Genomic DNA, 18,470 nt, shown 5'->3' with positions numbered 1-18,470 from the left:
AATCAGAATCGGGACTATTGGGAATCCAGGGGCGGCGGGGTTAATCACAAATGTATGCAATTCTCCACGCCCCTCCCTGGTTTCCCGCTTTCGCGGGAAAGACAGAATTGAGTTTCTTTGCCGACATCTGAAAATCTCCGCCCGAAAATTTCAACACATTTTATCTTCAACCCCGAAGGGGTGTAAGGATTGTAGAATTTGTTTAAATAAAATATTTTTAACCCTGAAAGGGTGACATTATAAAACAAGGAAAAAAGATAAAGGATAAAACAAGACAAAAACAAGACAAAAAGATTTTTTGCCGGCATCTGAAAATTTCTGCTAAATTTATTTTTAATTCGTGTTAATTCGTGTAATTCGTGGATAACAATAACCGAACACGGATTTTATATTTCAGATTTGTTTGTCAGAAAAACTTCTTAAATCTCAGATCTCCGATTGATGTTCGACATTCTTTTATAATAATAAAATAAGTGCCTGTATGCATTCCCTACGGATTTATTCTGTCTTGACGATGTTTGCGTAGGGAACGGCCGCGACCGTTCCCTACACAGTCGGAACTGCACTGAATCAAAAACTGAATTCCGAATGCTTCCGGCGGAGGCGAGGTGCTTCCTTTTAACTTTATAAACTTTACAACTTTACAAACTTTCCATCTTTCTATTCTATAATTTCCTTTACCCTGTTCAGCCAGAATATAGCTGTTCTTAAATGCAGGGCCGCTCTGCGGAGTTCCCTTTTTTCCATTGCCTGCTTTGCAAGATGCATGTGAAGAGTCCCTTTTGCAAAATATTTGTGAGCAATAATGTTGTGGCTGTCTTCCAAAAGCGGCTTAAGCTCATCTACAAGAGCTCTTGCATCTTCTCTCATCTTCTGGATATGCTCCAGAATGGGAGGAGGGCCGAGCTCCTTTAACACCATTTTAACAGCATCAATTGCAAATTCCCTGCTCTCCTTTACATAACCGAAAGCAAGATCAAGGCTGTCAATTTTAGCAGCATCCAGAGCATTTTTCTGTGCATCTCTTGCCTGATGATAAAAAATTACTGCAGAATCAACATCAGCTTTATTAACTATCCCCTCTGTTTTATTAAGAAGATAATCCAGTTTTAAAAGCGCAATTGCCAGATGTTTGTACGGGTTTACAGTTGAATCGCTTACACTTTCTTCTTCAAGAGTGTCTATCTCCGCATTCAAATCCTCAACCTGCTGTACTGATGCCGCCTGATCAAAATCCTGCATCATATCATCATTCATGGTTTCTGAGACCGGGTTTTTTGTACATTGGACAGCAATTACTGAAATTGCCAGCAAAGCTGCTGTTAATCGAAAATATTTTCTCATATCTTTCTCCCTTGTTTGAGGTTCATAAAGATAAACGATGCATTTTTTTAATTATTGTATGCTTTGTGAAAAAAATTGATTTTTTATCAAAAATATTGTTATTTTATTTTCTGAGCAGGGAATATGGATTTGTACAAATCAAAGCTTGAGCGGAAAAATAAAAGAATGAAGATAATTACCCGTTACATTTTAAAAGAACACATAGCTCCTTTTCTCTACAGTGTTGCAACAATAGTGTTTATCTTCCTTCTCAATATTGTATTCAGAGATCTCGGCAAGCTGATCGGCAAAGGGCTTTCATTTACTATTTTAATGGAATTCTTTTCGCTGAACCTTGCATGGATTATTGCTCTTGCAGTACCAATGGCTGTTCTTATTGCAACATTAATGGCTTTCGGCAGGCTCTCTGCAGATAAAGAAATTGCAGCGCTGAAATCAAGCGGAGTAAATCTGTACAGGCTTGTTGCACCGGTTCTTGCTGCGTCTGTGATTTTATCAGCATTGCTTGTCAAGTTTAATGATACTGTGCTTCCGGAATTTAATCATAAGGTTCGAATGCTCTACACTGATATTGCACGCAAGAAACCTACTCTTACACTTGAGCCGAATGTTTTTTTTGATGCTGTTCCCGGATATTCAATACTTGTAAAAAAAATTGAAGGTAAGGACAGGCTTTTAAAAAATGTCATTATAAACAATTATAATAATAGAGAAACCAATCAGACAATCATTGCAGAAACAGGCAAAGTAACTTTTGCCGAAAAACAGGATAAAATTATATTCACACTGTTCAACGGTGAAATTCACATAGTGAACAAAAAAAATCTTGAAAGCTACAGACGAATATCCTTTCCGAAATGGGTGTTATCAATATCAGTGCCGAATATGTCTCTTAACAGAAGTAAAAGAGGTTACAGGGGAGACAGGGAAAAGACCGTTGCAATGATGAAAAAAGACATAATTAGAAACAGGGCAGGTTTGGAACGGAGGGAAAAAGGCCTTGAAAAGCATGTAGAGAATCATCTAAAAAACATTTTCCCTGAATATCTATGGCCGGAAAATGATAAAACCGGCAAACCGGAATTTATTCCGCAGAAACATGTTAGCCTGAGGACTATCATGTACACTGCGCGATATGTAAAAACCGAAAATCTTGTTATAAACGGATTTCTCAAATCCATAAGCAAGCATGAGGTTGAAATTCAAAAAAAATACTCAATTGCAACTGCATGTATAGTTTTTGTTCTTCTCGGTGCATCCCTCGGTGTTATGGGAAGACAGGGAGGCCTTGCAGTTAGCGCAGGATTCAGTATCTTCTTTTTTCTGGTTCATTGGGCAATGCTTATTGGCGGCGAACAGCTTGCGGACAGGCTCTACGTCAGTCCGTTTGTTGCAATGTGGTCGCCCAACATTCTTCTCGGGGCAGCAGGAATATATCTGCTGATTCATACTGTAAAAGAAGTACCGATAATACAATGGAGTATATTAAACCCGTTCAAAAAAGGGCAGAAAAAATAATGCGGATAATTCCAAAATACATAAGAAGTAAATTCATATTTCAATACCTTTTCTTAATTATAGCTATTATTATACTTTTTCTTGTTCTGGACCTTGTAGAGAATCTTGATAAATTTATTGATAAACGTGTTTCTACTAATATAATTATACAATATTACCTGTATTATATTCCCTACATTATTATTCTTGTTATGCCCATGGCGACATTAATGGCTACTGTTTTCTCTTTAAGCTCACTTGCAAAACACAATGAAATTATCGCATTTAAAGCACTTGGCATGAGCATGTTTCAAATAATAAAGACCATGCTGTCCATGGGCGTGATGCTCAGCATTGCCGCGTTTTTTATTGCTGAGACCCTCGCTATACCGGCCAACAGAAAAATGCTTCAAATAAAAAATGAATATCTGGATAGAAACAATCCGCAGAATTATAATCGAATAAGAAACATTCAAATTCAGGAGCCTCCTGACAAAGTTGTGACAATAGGGTATTATGATAAAAATAAAAAAATTGCAAAACATGTTACAGTAGAAACATTCAGGGATAATAAACTCATATCCAGGCTTGATGCTCCTTCTATGGAAAGGGCGGGAAACGCATGGGTAATTAAAAGCGGTGTTCAGAGAATCTTCCAGGATGATAGAGAACATCTGACTAACATTGAAAAGCCCCTTATATTTCCTTTTAAGTTTACTCCAAGGCAAATTGTCCTTGCTCAGTTAAAGCCTGACGAAATGAATTTTAGCGAACTTGCCGGGTTTATCAGACGTGTCAGAGAATCGGGAGGAGAGACATTTCAATGGCTGACTGACCTGCATTTTCGAATTTCATTTCCTGCCAGCAATCTTGTAATTATGCTCTTCAGCATACCTCTTGTGTATAACAGACGGCAGAAAAGCCTTGCAGCAGGTTTTGGTATCAGCCTTGCAGTATCCTTTGTGTACTTTGGCCTTGTTAAAATTGGAGAAACAATGGGGCATAAGGGAACAGCAAATCCGATCATTGCAGCATGGCTTGGAAATTTGATTATGATTGCCAGCGGTATTATCTTTACACTCAGGGCAAGAAAATAGCTTGACATTTATAAATTAATCATTAATTTAGTAAGGTTTAGTAGGTAGAAGTCCGCTAAATTAGATAGATCAGATAGAAAGGAATTGATTAAATGAAACGGACCTACAATCCGAGTAACAGGAAAAGAAAAAACAAGCATGGCTTCCGCTCACGCATGGCTACAAAAAACGGCAGGCTTGTTCTTAAACGCCGTCGTGCAAAGGGCAGAAAACGCCTTACTGTAAGCGATGAATTCACAACAGCCAAAAAATGAACAGCTTCCTAAAAATGAGATACTCCGCGGGAAAAAATCCTTTTCTCTGGTTTTTTCCGGCGGAGATGTTGTTTATGGACATGCCCTCTCTTTAAGGTTCTTACCTGCGGAACAGAGGCGTGTTGCTTTTGCTGTATCGAAAAAAGCAGGCAATTCGGTAAAACGAAACAGAATTAAGCGGCTTTTAAGGGAAATTTACAGAAAAAACAGGGACTCAATAGGAAATTTCTGGATTATCTTCATAGTCGGGAGAAAACAGGATAAACTAACATACCAGAAACTGCTGGACGAATTTCTCCACCTTGTCCTGATAGCTAAAGTGGAAAGGGAAAGGTCGTGAGACGAATTTTAATATTTTTCATCAGGGTTTACCGGAAAATAATATCTCCCGGTCTGCCCTCTACGTGCAGATTTTATCCAACCTGTTCTGAATACAGTCTGCAGGCAATTGAAAAATATGGCGCTGCAAAGGGAATTGTACTCTCTGTAAAAAGGATCAGCAGATGTCATCCATGGAATCCGGGCGGGTACGATCCTGTACCATAAACTAATAAATAAAACGGAAGATTTGTTATGGACAAAAAAACATTTTTAGCATTGATTTTAATAGGTGCAATTTTTTTACTCTGGCCTGTATACATGAAAAAAATTGTAGGCGTACCTGAGCCTGCACCAAAAACCGCTGTGGAATCCGTTGAGAAAACTTCTTCTCAACCCAGGACTCCCGAACCAAAACAAAACAGGCAGAAACCCCAGGCAAAACCAGTTAAAGCATCCTCATCCTATGCAGCCGCTTCAAAATCAAATATAATTGAAGATTCAGGCCTGGCCGAAGAAGTTGTACTTGAGAATGACATCTTTCGCTGTGTCCTTTCATCCAAGGGTGGGGGAACAGTTAAAAGCTGGCAGCTTAAAAAACATTTCGATACTCAGGGAAACTGGCTTCAGCTTTTGCCTGACTCTTCTGTTTCAAATCTCGGTATGATAATAGGAAACCCTGTACAGAGAAGCCTTGATCTATCTTCTGCAATTTTCACAGTAAGCCTGAACAGACAATGGACTGAAAACGGAAAACATGTTCAGGAAGTCGAATTTGTAAAAACCCTCAAACAGGGCCAAATTGTAAGACAGTTTATAGTAAAAGATGGTGATTACAGTGTTGATCTGTCAATATGGCTTAATGAATTGCCAGTGCAGGAGAACTCAAAAAACATTACTATTGAGTGGGATTCTGCAATTAATCCCACTGAACCAAGTATAGCAAGAGATTTACGATACTGTGCTGCATTTGCACATCAGGGTGGAGATTTGTTAAAAACAGCAGTAAAGCCTACAGGTTTCAGAGAGGGGACAACTGACTGGATTGCAGTACGGTCAAAATACTTCGTAGTTGCAATCATACCTGAAAGCAGCAAGGGAACAGGGGCATCCCTTGACGGTAAAAATATAAAAATACTAAGGAACGGCAGTATTGAAAAATGGCGTTCCCTAAAAGCCGAAATTACTGTTCCTGTTATGCAGAACAGCGATGAACCTGTAAAAATGAAGGTCTATATAGGGCCTATGGATTATCAAATCCTCAAAAGCTATCATGTAGACCTTGAAAGACTGATGAACTTCGGCTGGACGCTCATAAGACCCTTCAGTATTGCATTTTACTATACACTCCTGTTTCTCAACGGTATTTTCCATGATTTCGGCTGGGCAATTATAATTTTTGCAATACTTATAAAAATCGTGCTTTATCCTTTGACCAGAAAAAGCTATCAGTCAATGCATGCAATGCAGGAGCTGCAGCCGAAGATCAGCGCTCTTAAAGAAAAACATAAAGATAATTCGCAAAAACTTAACGAAGAGACAATGAAGCTGTATAAAAAGCACGGTGTTAACCCGATGGGCGGTTGTCTGCCGATGCTCTTGCAAATGCCTGTTCTGTTTGCTCTTTTCAACCTTTTCAGGACTACTATTATGCTTAGACAGGCTCCATTTCTCGGCGGGCTTGTGGCAGACCTCTCTTCCCCTGACCATATGATTGCGGGGATAAATGTATTCCCCATTCTTATGAGCGTTACAATGATATTTCAACAGAAGCTTACAAACAAGGATCCGAAACAAAAAATGATGGCTTATTTTATGCCTATTATGATGGCCTTTATATTTTATAAACTTTCGGCCGGATTGAACCTCTACTATCTGATGTTCAACCTGCTTACCATAGGCCAGGAACTTCTGATAAGTAAAAAGAAAGCAGCAACCGAGAAAGAATAATACTTAATTCTTTCGAATAAACATGTTGAAGCTTCTGTATTATTAATTAAAAAGAGGCACCGGCCCCATCTAATAAAACGGATGGGGCTTTTAAATAAGGAAAATAGAAATTAATACCGGATGCGAAGAGAAAAGGCAAATGCCGTACAAACAATAGCCTAAACTTCTAAATAACAAGATGTTGCGTTATTTTAAGCGTCCTAAGAAACAATGAAAGACAATACAACAGGCCCGGATGTGGAAAATAGAAACACAATAGCAGCTGTTGCAACCCCCCACGGAGAAGGCGGAATATCCGTAATAAGAATCAGCGGGCCCGAATCTCTGCACATTGCATCAAAAATAGTTGGAATCAGACAGAAGCTGATATCAGTTAAGAGCCACAGCGTAGTTCACACCAGTGTATACAATGGCAAGCAGTTTATTGACGAAGTACTTATTGCAATTTTCAGAGCACCCCGCTCATACACAGGAGAGGATACTGTTGAGATCAGCTGTCACGGCAGCCCGTATACAACAGGGCTAATTCTTGACCTTCTTATTAAAAACGGTGCAGCGCCTGCGGAGCCGGGAGAATTTACCAAACGTGCATTTTTAAATGGTAAAATGGACCTTGCCCAGGCAGAAGCAGTTGCCGATTTTATCGGTGCCCGGACAGAAGCATCCCGCAGAATTGCAGCAATGCTTCTTAAGGGGCATCTGTCAAAAACATTAAAAAAAATGCGGGAAGACCTTCTTCAGGCATGCATGCTTATTGAGATCGAACTCGATTTTACCGAAGAGGACATTCAATTTGCATCCCGGAATGATGTTCTGAAACTTCTGAAAAATATTAAATCACAGCTTGAAAAATTAATCAGCAGTTTTAACAGGGGAAGGATATGCAGAGAAGGCATAAGAATGGTTATTACAGGCCTTCCCAATGTAGGGAAATCCAGCATCCTGAACGGGCTTACACAAATGGAGAGGGCTATTGTAACAGAGACTCCCGGTACAACGCGAGACACAATAGAGGAAATTCTTGACATAGAAGGGATTCAGGTACGCATCACAGACACAGCAGGCATAAGGGAAACATCTGATCCCATAGAAAAAGAAGGCGTACGCCGCGCCAAAAATGCAGCAACAGAAGCAGACCTCATACTGCTCGTGTTAGATAACAGTGAAAGAATCGGAAATGAAGAGAAGAAACTTATAAACTGGGTTGTAGATACAGACAAGGACATTATCTGCATTGTGAATAAAAGTGATCTTGCTGCAAAAATGTCAATCGAAGAAATTAAACCCCTTCTGAAAACAAAAGAGATAATCAGCATTTCAGCGCTTAAAAATAAAGATATAAATAAACTTGTCGATAAAATAACCAGACACGTTCTTAAAAAAGGACTGCCTGAAGGCGATGAAATATTAATATCCAGATCAAGACACAGAGATGCCGTTATGCAGGCAATTATGCATATTAACAAGGCTGAAGAATCTCTTTTAAATAACATGTCTCAGGAATTTATTGCTCTTGATATGAGGGGTGCAGCCGATACACTTGGAAGCATAACAGGGGAGATATCATCGGATGATATTCTTAACAAAATATTTTCCGATTTCTGCATAGGCAAGTAGTGTTCCACATGGAACATAGGGAGCAGCAAATTGAAACGCGAACATAGAGATTACGATGTCATTGTTGCAGGCGGAGGGCACGCAGGATGCGAAGCGAGCCTTGCAAGTGCGCGTCTCGGAGCAAAGACTCTTCTCATAACAATGACAATTCAGAACATAGCACAGATGTCCTGCAACCCCGCAATAGGCGGGCCTGCAAAAGGCCATCTTGTACGTGAAATAGACGCTCTCGGCGGAGAAATGGCCCGCGCCATTGACGATGCCGGAATACAGTTCAGAATGCTGAACAAATCAAAAGGGCCTGCTGTTTGGGCACCGCGTGCCCAGGCAGACAGAATGGACTACTCTGTAAGAATGCGTGAAGCACTTGAAAAACAGCCCGGGCTTGAAATATTTCAGGGAATGGCAACAGGTGTCTGGCTGGAAGGAGATTCTGCAGGAGGTATAACAACCGAAACAGGAAGACAAATCTCCGCACACAGAATCATTCTTACATGTGGTACCTTTTTAAACGGGATAATACATATAGGCATGCAGAGCTTTGCAGCCGGAAGAGTAGGGGAGTTTCCTGCCAAAGGACTTACCGAGAGCCTGATTAAGCTTGGTTTTGAAGCAGGAAGATTGAAAACCGGTACACCTCCGAGAGTTGACGGAAGAACAATAGACTTTGAGAAAACCGTTGAACAAAAAGGAGACCCTGTTCCCATACCGTTCTCCTTCAGCACAAAATCCATTGACAGGCCGCAGCGCTCCTGCTATCTTACAAGAACAAAGCCCGATACTCACGACATTCTTCGTACAGGCCTTGACAGATCTCCCATATACACGGGAAAGATTCACGGAAAAGGCCCGAGGTACTGTCCTTCAATAGAGGATAAAATAGTCCGGTTCAGCGACAAAGGCCACCACCAGATATTTCTGGAACCTGAGGGGCTTCATTCAATAGAATACTATGTAAACGGATTTGCCACCAGCCTGCCTGAAGAAGTACAGCTTAAATCGATCAGAACAATTCCCGGCCTGGAACGATGTACGGTTACTCGTCTCGGATATGCAATTGAATACGATTTCTTTCCCCCTACGCAGCTTAAACCGAGCCTTGAAACCAAACTCGTAAAAGGGCTTTATTTTGCAGGCCAGATTAACGGAACATCCGGGTACGAAGAAGCTGCAGCCCAAGGCCTTATTGCAGGAATTAACTCCGTTGCAACTTTAAACAACTATGAGCCTCTGATCATCGGAAGGCATCAGGCATACATAGGCGTTCTTACTGACGATCTCGTAACCAAGGGAACAAATGAACCTTACAGGCTCTTTACTTCAAGAGCCGAATACAGGCTCCTCCTGCGTCAGGATAATGCAGATCTACGATTATCGGAAATCGGGCATAAATACGGCCTTGTTTCTGATGAGGAAATTGATAGGGTCAGGAAAAAAGAGCTTCTCATAAAAAAACTGCTTGAAAAATCCGGACGGATAAAACCGGACCCCGAAGATATAAACCCCATACTCAGGAAACTCAACACATCTGAAGTTTCAGAGAAGCAGTCTCTGTTCCGCCTGCTTAAGCGTCCGGAGCTTAGGCTTAAAGACCTTTCAGGCTCTCAGGAAGTGGGAGATCTAATAAAACAGTGCGGGGATCTTGCAGACGAGGTCTTAGAGCAGGTCGAAATAGAGATTAAATACGAAGGATACTTCCAGCGCCAGAAAGACCAGGTAGCTCAAATGGAACGTATGGAAAATGTTAAGATTCCTGATTCAATGGACTATGCATCAATAGTTTCTCTCTCCATGGAGGCAAGGGAAAAACTAATTAAAATAAGGCCCGCTTCTCTCGGCCAGGCCTCAAGAATAAGCGGTGTCTCTCCTTCTGATGTGTCTGTTCTTGCAGTCATGCTTTCCAGAAGAGGGCGGTAAATGTTCCACGTGAAACAAATTGAAATCATTGAAAAAGCCCTTGCAGCTCTTAACATACAAGCTTCAGCGCAAACCCTTAAACTGTTTTCCGAGTACAACGATCTCATCAGGAAAGCTAATCTCCGCTTAAACCTTGTTTCCGAAAAGGACGTAAACCGAATTGCAGAACAGCATTTCATTGATTCGCTCGGCTTTGCCAGGTATGCGGATTTCTCTTCTGACACAATGATAATGGATCTTGGTTCAGGCGCAGGATTCCCCGGTATTGTACTTGCTGTTCTTTTTCCCGAGACACCTGTTGTTCTGGTTGAATCAAGGAAAAAGAAGGCCCAGTTCCTTGAAAATACTGTTAAATCTCTTGCATTAAAATCTGTGGAAGTAATAGGGGAGAGGGCTGAGAATCTAAAGGGTTCCGACTATATATTCTCCACTGTTCTGGCAAGATCCGTTGCAAAAACTTCGGTACTTGTAAAATGGTGCTCTTCTGTGCTCAATCCTTCACACGGCAGAATAATTACAATCAAGGGCCCTGATGTTAAACAGGAGCTGTCAGAGCTTGCAAAAATCGCTGCAAAGTACTCAATAAAAAAATGGGACAAGGTACCCTTCGATCCCTTTCCGGAAATTATCCGGAGGCCGAAACGAACTCTGGTAACGGTTTACACAGGCATAACATAAAACCGGGTACCGGCTACTTTTATGAAATCTATTCTTTCTCAAATACTATCACGAATTTACGAATCCGGCCCATTCAGAAACCTGCTGAAGGAAACGCTTGCCCATAAGGATATTCACATATCCGGTATTACGGGCTCTCTTGAAGCTGTTTTGCTTTACCTTCTCAGGGAGGAGGCCGGGCGTACATTTCTCGTTGTACTCCCGGACGAAGATCAGGCCGAAGCCCTTGCAGACGAAATCAACTCTGTTTCCGGCCTGGAACACGCTTTCTTTTTCCCCGGAGGCCAGGATTATAAAGATGCCCCTCTAATACTCAACCCAAGAAAAGCGGGGATGCAGAGCAGGGCACTAAGCTCTCTGTCTTCAGGAAAGGCCGCATTTATTGTTACAGACGCTTCAGGCTTTATCCAAAAAGTACCTGAACCCGACGCCTTTGCAGACAAGATGGCTTCTCTTTCTCCCGGTTTAAACATTTCTATGGAATCCCTTATAAAAAAACTATTTAATTTCGGCTACACAAGAGAAGCTGTTACAGAACGGCCCGGAGAGATAAGTTTGAGAGGCGGGATTCTTGACATCTTTCCCTTTTCATCATCAGTTCCTTACAGGGCGGAATTTTTCGGAAATACAATTGATTCCTTACGAATATTCAACCCGGCAACTCAAAGATCTGTACGCAGAGCCGAATCCCTTACTCTCCTGCCATCTATTCAAACCTGGGAAGAGAGCCTGTCAACTCTTGCTGCATGGATGCCTGAGGGTTCCATTCTCTTTTTCAGAGACAGAGATACTGTCATGGCAAATGCCGAAAAAATATTCATAACTAACTCCGAAGTTTTTGAAGATCCTGTAACTGTTCAAAAAACATCATCATCTTTTACACAGATTCTCTCTTCTTCTCTTTCAGGCAGCAGTCCTGTAATAAATTTCAAGTCCCGCTCTGTTTCAATCCCTGAAACATCCCCGAAACTAATCCGCAAAATCCTTGCAGAAGCATCAGAGCATTCAACTGTTTTTATAAGCTGCAGAGATGAAAAAGAGAAAGGCCGCATACAGGCGTTTTTAAATCTGAATGAAGATCCCGCAGACAATTTCGTAATCGGCATCAGCCCTTTGAATTCAGGTTTCGATTTAACAGGGCAAAACCTGACAGTTATTACAGGCAGAGATATATTCGGCAGATCACGATTAAAAAGGAAAAGAGCGGAATTTACATCAGGGTCTCCCATTAGAGAGCTCTCCTCCCTTAAAAGAGGCGACTTTGTGGTTCACATAGACCACGGTATAGGGCGATACATTAAATTAGATAAAATTAACGTTGGTGGAACAGAGCAGGAGTGCCTGTCCATAGAATATCAGGGAGGAGACATTCTGTACGTTCCTCTTGATTCCATGGAGCGGATACAAAAATACTCCGGCAGAGAAGGGGCCTCTGTACAGATAAGCAAACTTGGCACAGGTGCATGGGAAAAGCTGAAAGCACGAACTAAAGACTCTGTAAAAAAAATAGCAAAAGAGCTCATCTCTCTATATTCCGAAAGACATCACAAGCCCGGATTTGCTTTCTCTCCGGATACTCCGTGGCAAAAAAACCTGGAAGCAAATTTCGTTTATGAAGAAACTTTCGATCAGGCAAAGGCGATTGAAGAAGTTAAAACAGACATGGAAAGCAGCAGGCCAATGGACCGTCTTATCTGCGGTGACGTGGGATTCGGCAAAACAGAAGTTGCTCTGCGTGCAAGCTTTAAAGCTGTTAATGATTCCAAACAGGTTGCTGTTCTGGTTCCGACCACAATTCTTGCTCAGCAGCACTTCAATACATTCAGACAGAGGCTGTCCGGATTTCCCGTAACAATTGAAATGCTCTCGCGCTTCAGATCCGGAAAGGAGCAGTCTAAAATTATTGACGGGCTTAAAACAGGTGAAATTGACATTGTTATCGGTACGCACCGTCTTTTTTCAAAAGACATTATTTTTAAAGATCTCGGCCTTCTTATTATTGACGAAGAGCAGCGTTTCGGGGTCAGGCAGAAAGAAAAATTAAAAGCCCTCAAAAAAAGTGTGGATGTCTTGTCCATGTCTGCAACACCCATTCCCCGTACTCTTCAGTTCTCTCTTGCAGGAATACGCGACATGTCCCTTATAAACACACCCCCGCGAGACAGGCTGCCGATTCATACAGAGGTTGTGCCTTTCAGAGAAAATGTAATTGCCGAAGCAATTGAACGGGAACTGGAAAGGGGAGGGCAGGTATTCTTTGTACACAACAGAGTGAAATCTATCCACGCCGTAGCAGATATGGTCAAAAGGCTCGTTCCGTCTGTACGTCTTGCTGTTGCTCACGGCCAGATGGACGGCAGAGATCTTGAAAGAGTTATGTTCGATTTCGGTAATGGTAAATACGACTGCCTTATCTCAACAATGATAATTGAATCCGGCCTTGACATGCCGAGTGTCAACACCTTAATAGTACACAGAGCGGATCAGCTGGGCCTTTCGCAGCTCTATCAGATCAGAGGCAGGGTAGGAAGATCAGGCAACAGAGCTTATGCATACCTGCTGACTCCTCCCTTTCACCTTCTATCACAAGAAGCTGTTAAACGGCTGCGGACAATTGAGGAGTTTACTGAACTTGGTGCAGGATTTCAAATTGCGAGAAGGGATCTTGAGATACGGGGAGCCGGCAACTTTTTCGGCCTTGAGCAGAGCGGTATCATGGATGCCGTAGGAGCTGAACTTTATACAAAGCTAATAGAAGAGGCCGTCAAAGAAATTAAATCAGAATCTGATAATATTGAACAGGCACCGCCTGAAATATCCTGCTCTGTATCAAGCCACTTATCTGCATTCCTGCCTGATCTATATGTTAAGGATGAAAATTTAAAATTAGATATTTACCGCAGGCTTTCTCTTGCACGGGGATTAAAACAAATTACTAACATAGAGGATGAATTAAAAGACAGATTTGGCCCTCTGCCGAAAGAAGCAGATACACTTCTTGAATCGGCACGTATAAGCATACTCGGAAGAGAGAGAGGATTTAAACGGATCTCTATAGCTGAAGCTGAGGTAAGATTATTTCTTGATGAATCCTGGCCGGAACGTTTTGAAACACCGGAACTTTTTTCAATGTATCTCCGTTCTTTTACTACAGGTTCGGAACATAATGTACATTTTCTTAAAGGAGACAAATTCGGAATAAAAATATCAACAGGAAAGCATAATCCTTTTGATATTACGAAAAAGTTGTTGCAAAGCTGAACACTATTAAGTATCTTCTCAAAAACAATCATATATTAAACGGAGGTATCATGTTTCGTAAACTTATGATTTTTGCCATTTTTTTGGTGATCGTTATAAATCTTTTCAATGGCTGCACAAAACACAGCCCAATTGTTGCGGCTATTGGAAACAAGGATGTTATACGCCTTGATGAATTCAAGAAAGAGTTCCTGAAATCCAAACCTTTAAAACAGGCGGAGAAATCTACTCTTGACGAAAGAAAAAATTTACTCAATAAATTAATTGATGACAGGCTTCTGCTTATCGGCGCAAAAGAAGCTAACATGGATCAGGATTCTGTTGTTAAAGCCCATGTTGAAGGCTTTAAAAAAGGGGAGATGATCAAAAAACTTTACGATATTGTCATAATTGACAAAATAATTAAAGAAAAAGATATACGCGACCTTTACGCACGGCTTGCGAAAGAGGCTACTGTCCGCATGATATTTATAAAAAAGCCGGCTGATAACAGCATAGAAAAAATTAAAGCTGCAAAAGATAAAGCCCAAAAAGCTCTTGATAGAATAAAAAACGGCGAAGCTTTTGCTAAAGTTGCAAAAGAACTTTCCGATGACCCGTCGTCCCGCGAACGCGGGGGCCTGATACAAACCATGACCTGGGTTAAAAAAGACGACCCCATAAGAAAAACTATTTTTTCCATGAAAGAGGGCCAGATATCCGGCATTGTTGATAATAAACAGGGGCTGTTTATTTTTAAAGTTGAAAAGTTCAAAACCATCAAACAGGAGCCGTATAAAAACGCAAGAAAACAAATGCGCAAACGTCTCAGTTCTATGAACAGGGCGGCACTGTCGTCAGAAGCAAAAAAATTCTTAAAAAATGCAAAAGCTGAATACATTGTCTCCTGGCAGGATTCATCCCTTAAAAAGTTTGCCGGCAAAATTTCACCTTTTGCACAAGCTTCCCGTACAGACCTTGTTGACTCTCTTAAAAAACTTCCGGCTGACATTAAAAACATGACTCTTGTTAAATGTAAAAATTCTAATTTCACTGTTAATGATTTTATCACCCGTGTAAGAATTACACCTGAACGCAGACAACTTGCTCTCTACAGAAAAGAAGGTGTACAATTAGCTATTGACGGGTGGCTTACAGAAGATGCTCTTATACACCAAGCAAAACAGAAAGGTGTTGATAAAAATCACCAAATTGTCTTTAATGCAGATATTCAACTTAAAAACGAAATGGTAAAACGTTTTGTAAACAATGACATTGAAACAAATGTCGTTGCAGGGGAAAAAGAAATGCATGACTTTTATGAAGCTAATAAGGAAAAGAAATATTCCCTGCCTGAACAGGTTAAAGTTCAGGAAATAATGGTACGAGACAAGGCTCTTGCATATAAAATTGCAAAACGGGCAAAAAAGGGCGAAAGCTTTTCCAGGCTTGCAAAAAAATATACTGAGAGAACCAGGTACAAGAAAAAGAACGGCGTGATAGGTTACATCCCTAAAGGTGCATGGGGTGTTATCGGCGATAAAGCATTCCACATGAAACCCGGGCAGATAAGTGACCCTATAAGCCTCGGTAAACGCTTTTCCATAATCAAACTTCTTGACAGGAAAGCAAAAGAAATCCAGCCTTTTAACAAAGTCGAAGACAGGGTAAAAAGGGATGTCATCAAAGATATTAAGAACAGACGCAAACAGGAATGGCTGGCTAACAAAAGAAACGAATTAAAGGTGAAAATTTATGATGCAGTTCTCGCACAGGCTTTTGAATAGTATTTTAAACATATCGCTTTCTGCAGTATTTTTATTCGCAGCTTCTTTTTTTGTATCCTGCTCAAAAAAAGATAAAAGTGATATTGTAGCCAAAGTCGACGGAGCAGTTCTAACACATTCACAGATTCTGCAGCAAATGAAAGCTATGAAAATGCGGCCTGATCAGGAACATGACTTTGTTGAACACTGGGTTAACAACCAGCTTCTCTATGAAGAAGCAAAACGTCAGGGATTGGACAAATCCAAAGACCTCGCTGAAGAGCTTGAAAAAGTCAAAAAAGAATTTGTAATTCAGAAATTGCTTGAAAAAATCTTTTCGGAAAAGATCAAAGTTTCCGATGAGGAAATTTCATCCTATTATGAAAACAACACTGACCTTTTTCAGGTAGCGGAAGATGAGGTGCGCGCACTTCATATACTTACAAAAACCAGAGCTGAAGCGAATATTGCTCATCAGGAAATTCTTGCAGGGAAGCCCTTTAAAACAGTTGCAAAAGAACGGTCAGCAGGCTATTTTAAAGAACGCGGCGGAGATATGGGTTTTTTCACAAGAAAAGACGTTATCCCTGAAGTTGCGAGATATGCATTCCGTCTTAGGCCAGGTACTGTTTCTCCTGTTTTTAAAAGTCCGCAAGGTTATCATATAATTAAAATTATTAAGAAACGGACAAAGGGCAGCATAAAAGAACTCAATGATGTTAAAGATGAAATCGCTCAGCGGCTTCGCGTTACCAAAGAACGATCCGTATATTATGATCTTTTGTTCCAGCTTCAGCACAGCGAGAAAGTTGATATTATTACTCCTGTTTCAAAAACAGGCAATGCTGATTCTGCTGCCGCGAATTAATTGTTATAAATTAACAGAGAGTCATTAATTATGAAAAAATTATTACCCATTCTCATCATACTCCTGCTTATTCCGGTTATCGGAGTCTATTCTCAGCAGGTTATTGACGGAATAGTTGCAATTGTGGGTGAAGAAATTATTTTGAAAACAGAACTTATTCAGGCTTCTCAGGCATATGCCCTGCAGAATAATATTAACCCGCAGACTCAGACAGATACGTTCAACAAAATCAAACATGATATTCTGCAGAACCTGATTAATGAAAAGGTACTTCTTGCAAAGGCAAAGGAAGATACCATAACAGTTGAAAGCCAGCAGGTGGATGCTGCACTTCAGGACAGAATCAATCAGATAGTTAAACAGCTCGGTTCAAAAGAAAAAGTGGAAAAATACTTCGGCAAAAGTATTACACAGATTAAAAATGACTACAGGGAAGATATTAAAAAACAGCTTATCGCTCAAAAAGTCCAGCAGAAAAAACTCGCAGGTGCCACTATCTCACGAAGAGAAGTTGAACGTTTTTACGAAACCATGAAAGACAGCCTTCCTCAAATGCAGAATATGGTTAAGATAAGCCACATCCTGATGGATGTCCGTTCACATGGTGCAGCAAGAGATGCTGCTGTAAAAAAACTTACAGATATCAGAAATAAAATATTAAAGGGTGCTTCATTTGAAGATCTGGCATCTCTCTATTCTGAAGACCCCGCTACTGCGCGAAAAGGCGGAGATCTCGGTTATATTGAAAGAGGGACTCTATATCAATCTTTTGAGGATGCTGCGTTTAGCCTTAAACCAGGCGAGATATCCAATATTGTGACAACACCCATAGGGCTTCATCTTATTAAACTTGAAGATAAAAAAGATAATCAAATAAGAGTCCGCCACATTCTTATACGCCTTGAGCCGACAAAAGACGATGAAAAATACGTACTCAACAAACTTGAGGAGATCCGTAACGATGCCTTAAACGGAGCGGATTTCGGGGAGCTTGCAAAAAAATATTCTTCCGATGTATCTACCAAAGATAGTGGTGGAGAGCTCGGCTGGCTGCCTGTTGATCAGCTTCAGATTCAGGAATTTGTTAATGCAATAGACACTTTAAAGCCGGGTGAAATCAGCAAGCCCTTTAAAACCCCGTTTGGTTATCACATTGTCAAATTGGAAGACAAGCAGGACAAGCGTCAGATTAACCTTAAAGATGATTGGGACAGAATAAGAGAATGGGCGCTTAATGTTAAAAGACAAAAAATTCTGCAAAAATGGATTGACCAGATCAAGAAGGACCTTTACATAAATATCAAGGAAGATCTTATTTAGTATTAATATCTTCTTTCTGATACATTAATTCTGAGGCACGGTAATTTATATAATTTTACCGTGCCTTTCATTTATCAATCTTCTTTTAATAACTTAATGCTTTTTATAATTGACTCTTTCCCCCTTATAATTTCTATAGCAGAACTTCTACACACAGGGCATGCAAAAAGAGGAAGATGAAAATGGTACGCCGGGTCTTCATTGATCTGAAGGTCTCCTTCATATCCGCAATCATTACATTTAAGCGCGCCTTTTTCCCTCTTGAATATAAGTTTAGCCCCCTGTGCAATAGTATCTTCCAAATTCGTATTAACCCAAAACTTAATCTGCTCTATTCCGAGAAATGTAAGATCTCCAATAACAATCTCAACAGATTCAACACCTGCTGCATTGTGTTTTTCCGCTTCCCTTAAAACTGTCTCAACTATTGACTTCGCAATTACTGTTTCATGCATAGCAAGCCCTAAACATTTAAAACGGAAATCAGCTCTTCAATACCTTCACCAGTCTTGGCGCAGGTAAAAACAACTTTTATAGAAGGCTTGATTGTAAGTGCATCTCTTTCAAGCTGTTTTAAATCCACACCCATTGCTTCTGCCATATC

Annotated in this window: 14 protein-coding genes and 1 pseudogene; 13 read left to right on the top strand and 2 right to left on the bottom strand. The window is 40.6% G+C overall.

Annotated elements, in window-relative coordinates:
• Positions 1-660 precede the first annotated feature (660 nt).
• The gene (locus J7K93_08675) at positions 661-1,344 is read right to left on the bottom strand and encodes a hypothetical protein (protein MCD6117075.1); all 684 of its coding nucleotides are present in this window, start codon (positions 1,342-1,344) and stop codon (positions 661-663) included.
• A gap of 123 nt (positions 1,345-1,467) precedes the next feature.
• Here J7K93_08675 and J7K93_08670 point away from each other — a divergent pair, with 123 nt between their 5' ends.
• The 13 genes from J7K93_08670 to J7K93_08610 all read left to right on the top strand — a co-directional run bounded on the left by J7K93_08670 (position 1,468) and on the right by J7K93_08610 (position 17,866).
• The gene (locus J7K93_08670) at positions 1,468-2,862 is read left to right on the top strand and encodes an LptF/LptG family permease (protein MCD6117074.1); all 1,395 of its coding nucleotides are present in this window, start codon (positions 1,468-1,470) and stop codon (positions 2,860-2,862) included.
• A complete protein-coding gene (locus J7K93_08665; protein ID MCD6117073.1) occupies positions 2,862-3,938 on the top strand; it encodes an LptF/LptG family permease in 1,077 nt (358 codons plus the stop codon). Before J7K93_08670 ends, J7K93_08665 begins: the two co-directional genes overlap by 1 nt.
• 92 nt (positions 3,939-4,030) lie before the next feature.
• Positions 4,031-4,192: a 50S ribosomal protein L34 gene (rpmH, locus tag J7K93_08660; GenBank protein MCD6117072.1), complete on the top strand. Its 162-nt coding sequence runs from the start codon at positions 4,031-4,033 to the stop codon at positions 4,190-4,192.
• A complete protein-coding gene (rnpA, locus tag J7K93_08655) occupies positions 4,167-4,532 on the top strand; it encodes a ribonuclease P protein component (protein MCD6117071.1) in 366 nt (121 codons plus the stop codon). Before rpmH ends, rnpA begins: the two co-directional genes overlap by 26 nt.
• Positions 4,529-4,738: a membrane protein insertion efficiency factor YidD gene (gene yidD, locus J7K93_08650; GenBank protein ID MCD6117070.1), complete on the top strand. Its 210-nt coding sequence runs from the start codon at positions 4,529-4,531 to the stop codon at positions 4,736-4,738. Before rnpA ends, yidD begins: the two co-directional genes overlap by 4 nt.
• A 27-nt stretch (positions 4,739-4,765) precedes the next feature.
• Entirely contained in the window at positions 4,766-6,460 is a 1,695-nt protein-coding gene (yidC, locus tag J7K93_08645) for a membrane protein insertase YidC (protein ID MCD6117069.1), read from the top strand.
• A gap of 210 nt (positions 6,461-6,670) precedes the next feature.
• Complete coding sequence (gene mnmE, locus J7K93_08640) at positions 6,671-8,077, top strand: tRNA uridine-5-carboxymethylaminomethyl(34) synthesis GTPase MnmE (protein ID MCD6117068.1); 1,407 nt, start codon at positions 6,671-6,673, stop codon at positions 8,075-8,077.
• 30 nt (positions 8,078-8,107) lie between these two features.
• Positions 8,108-9,994: a tRNA uridine-5-carboxymethylaminomethyl(34) synthesis enzyme MnmG gene (gene mnmG / locus J7K93_08635; protein ID MCD6117067.1), complete on the top strand. Its 1,887-nt coding sequence runs from the start codon at positions 8,108-8,110 to the stop codon at positions 9,992-9,994.
• The gene (gene rsmG, locus J7K93_08630) at positions 9,995-10,672 is read left to right on the top strand and encodes a 16S rRNA (guanine(527)-N(7))-methyltransferase RsmG (GenBank protein MCD6117066.1); all 678 of its coding nucleotides are present in this window, start codon (positions 9,995-9,997) and stop codon (positions 10,670-10,672) included. It abuts the gene before it with no gap.
• Between the two features lie 21 nt (positions 10,673-10,693).
• On the top strand, positions 10,694-13,933 hold the full coding sequence (gene mfd / locus J7K93_08625) for a transcription-repair coupling factor (protein ID MCD6117065.1): 3,240 nt from the start codon (positions 10,694-10,696) through the stop codon (positions 13,931-13,933).
• Between the two features lie 50 nt (positions 13,934-13,983).
• Positions 13,984-15,699 (top strand): peptidylprolyl isomerase, encoded by a 1,716-nt coding sequence (locus J7K93_08620; GenBank protein ID MCD6117064.1) that lies wholly within the window; start codon positions 13,984-13,986, stop codon positions 15,697-15,699.
• Positions 15,668-16,546, top strand: a complete 879-nt coding sequence (locus J7K93_08615) for a peptidyl-prolyl cis-trans isomerase (protein MCD6117063.1) — start codon at positions 15,668-15,670, stop codon at positions 16,544-16,546. Before J7K93_08620 ends, J7K93_08615 begins: the two co-directional genes overlap by 32 nt.
• A gap of 30 nt (positions 16,547-16,576) precedes the next feature.
• Positions 16,577-17,866, top strand: a complete 1,290-nt coding sequence (locus J7K93_08610; protein MCD6117062.1) for a peptidylprolyl isomerase — start codon at positions 16,577-16,579, stop codon at positions 17,864-17,866.
• Positions 17,867-17,940: 74 nt separating this feature from the next.
• Here the strand turns inward: J7K93_08610 and J7K93_08605 are convergent.
• A pseudogene (locus J7K93_08605) lies at positions 17,941-18,321 on the bottom strand (hydrogenase maturation nickel metallochaperone HypA).
• Positions 18,322-18,470: the final 149 nt, after the last annotated feature.

This window comes from bacterium (assembly GCA_021158245.1).
In the GTDB taxonomy this organism is placed as follows: domain Bacteria; phylum Zhuqueibacterota; class QNDG01; order QNDG01; family QNDG01; genus QNDG01.
The sequence above is the reverse complement of the archived record's forward strand: the minus strand, read 5'-3'. Positions and strand labels throughout refer to the sequence as shown.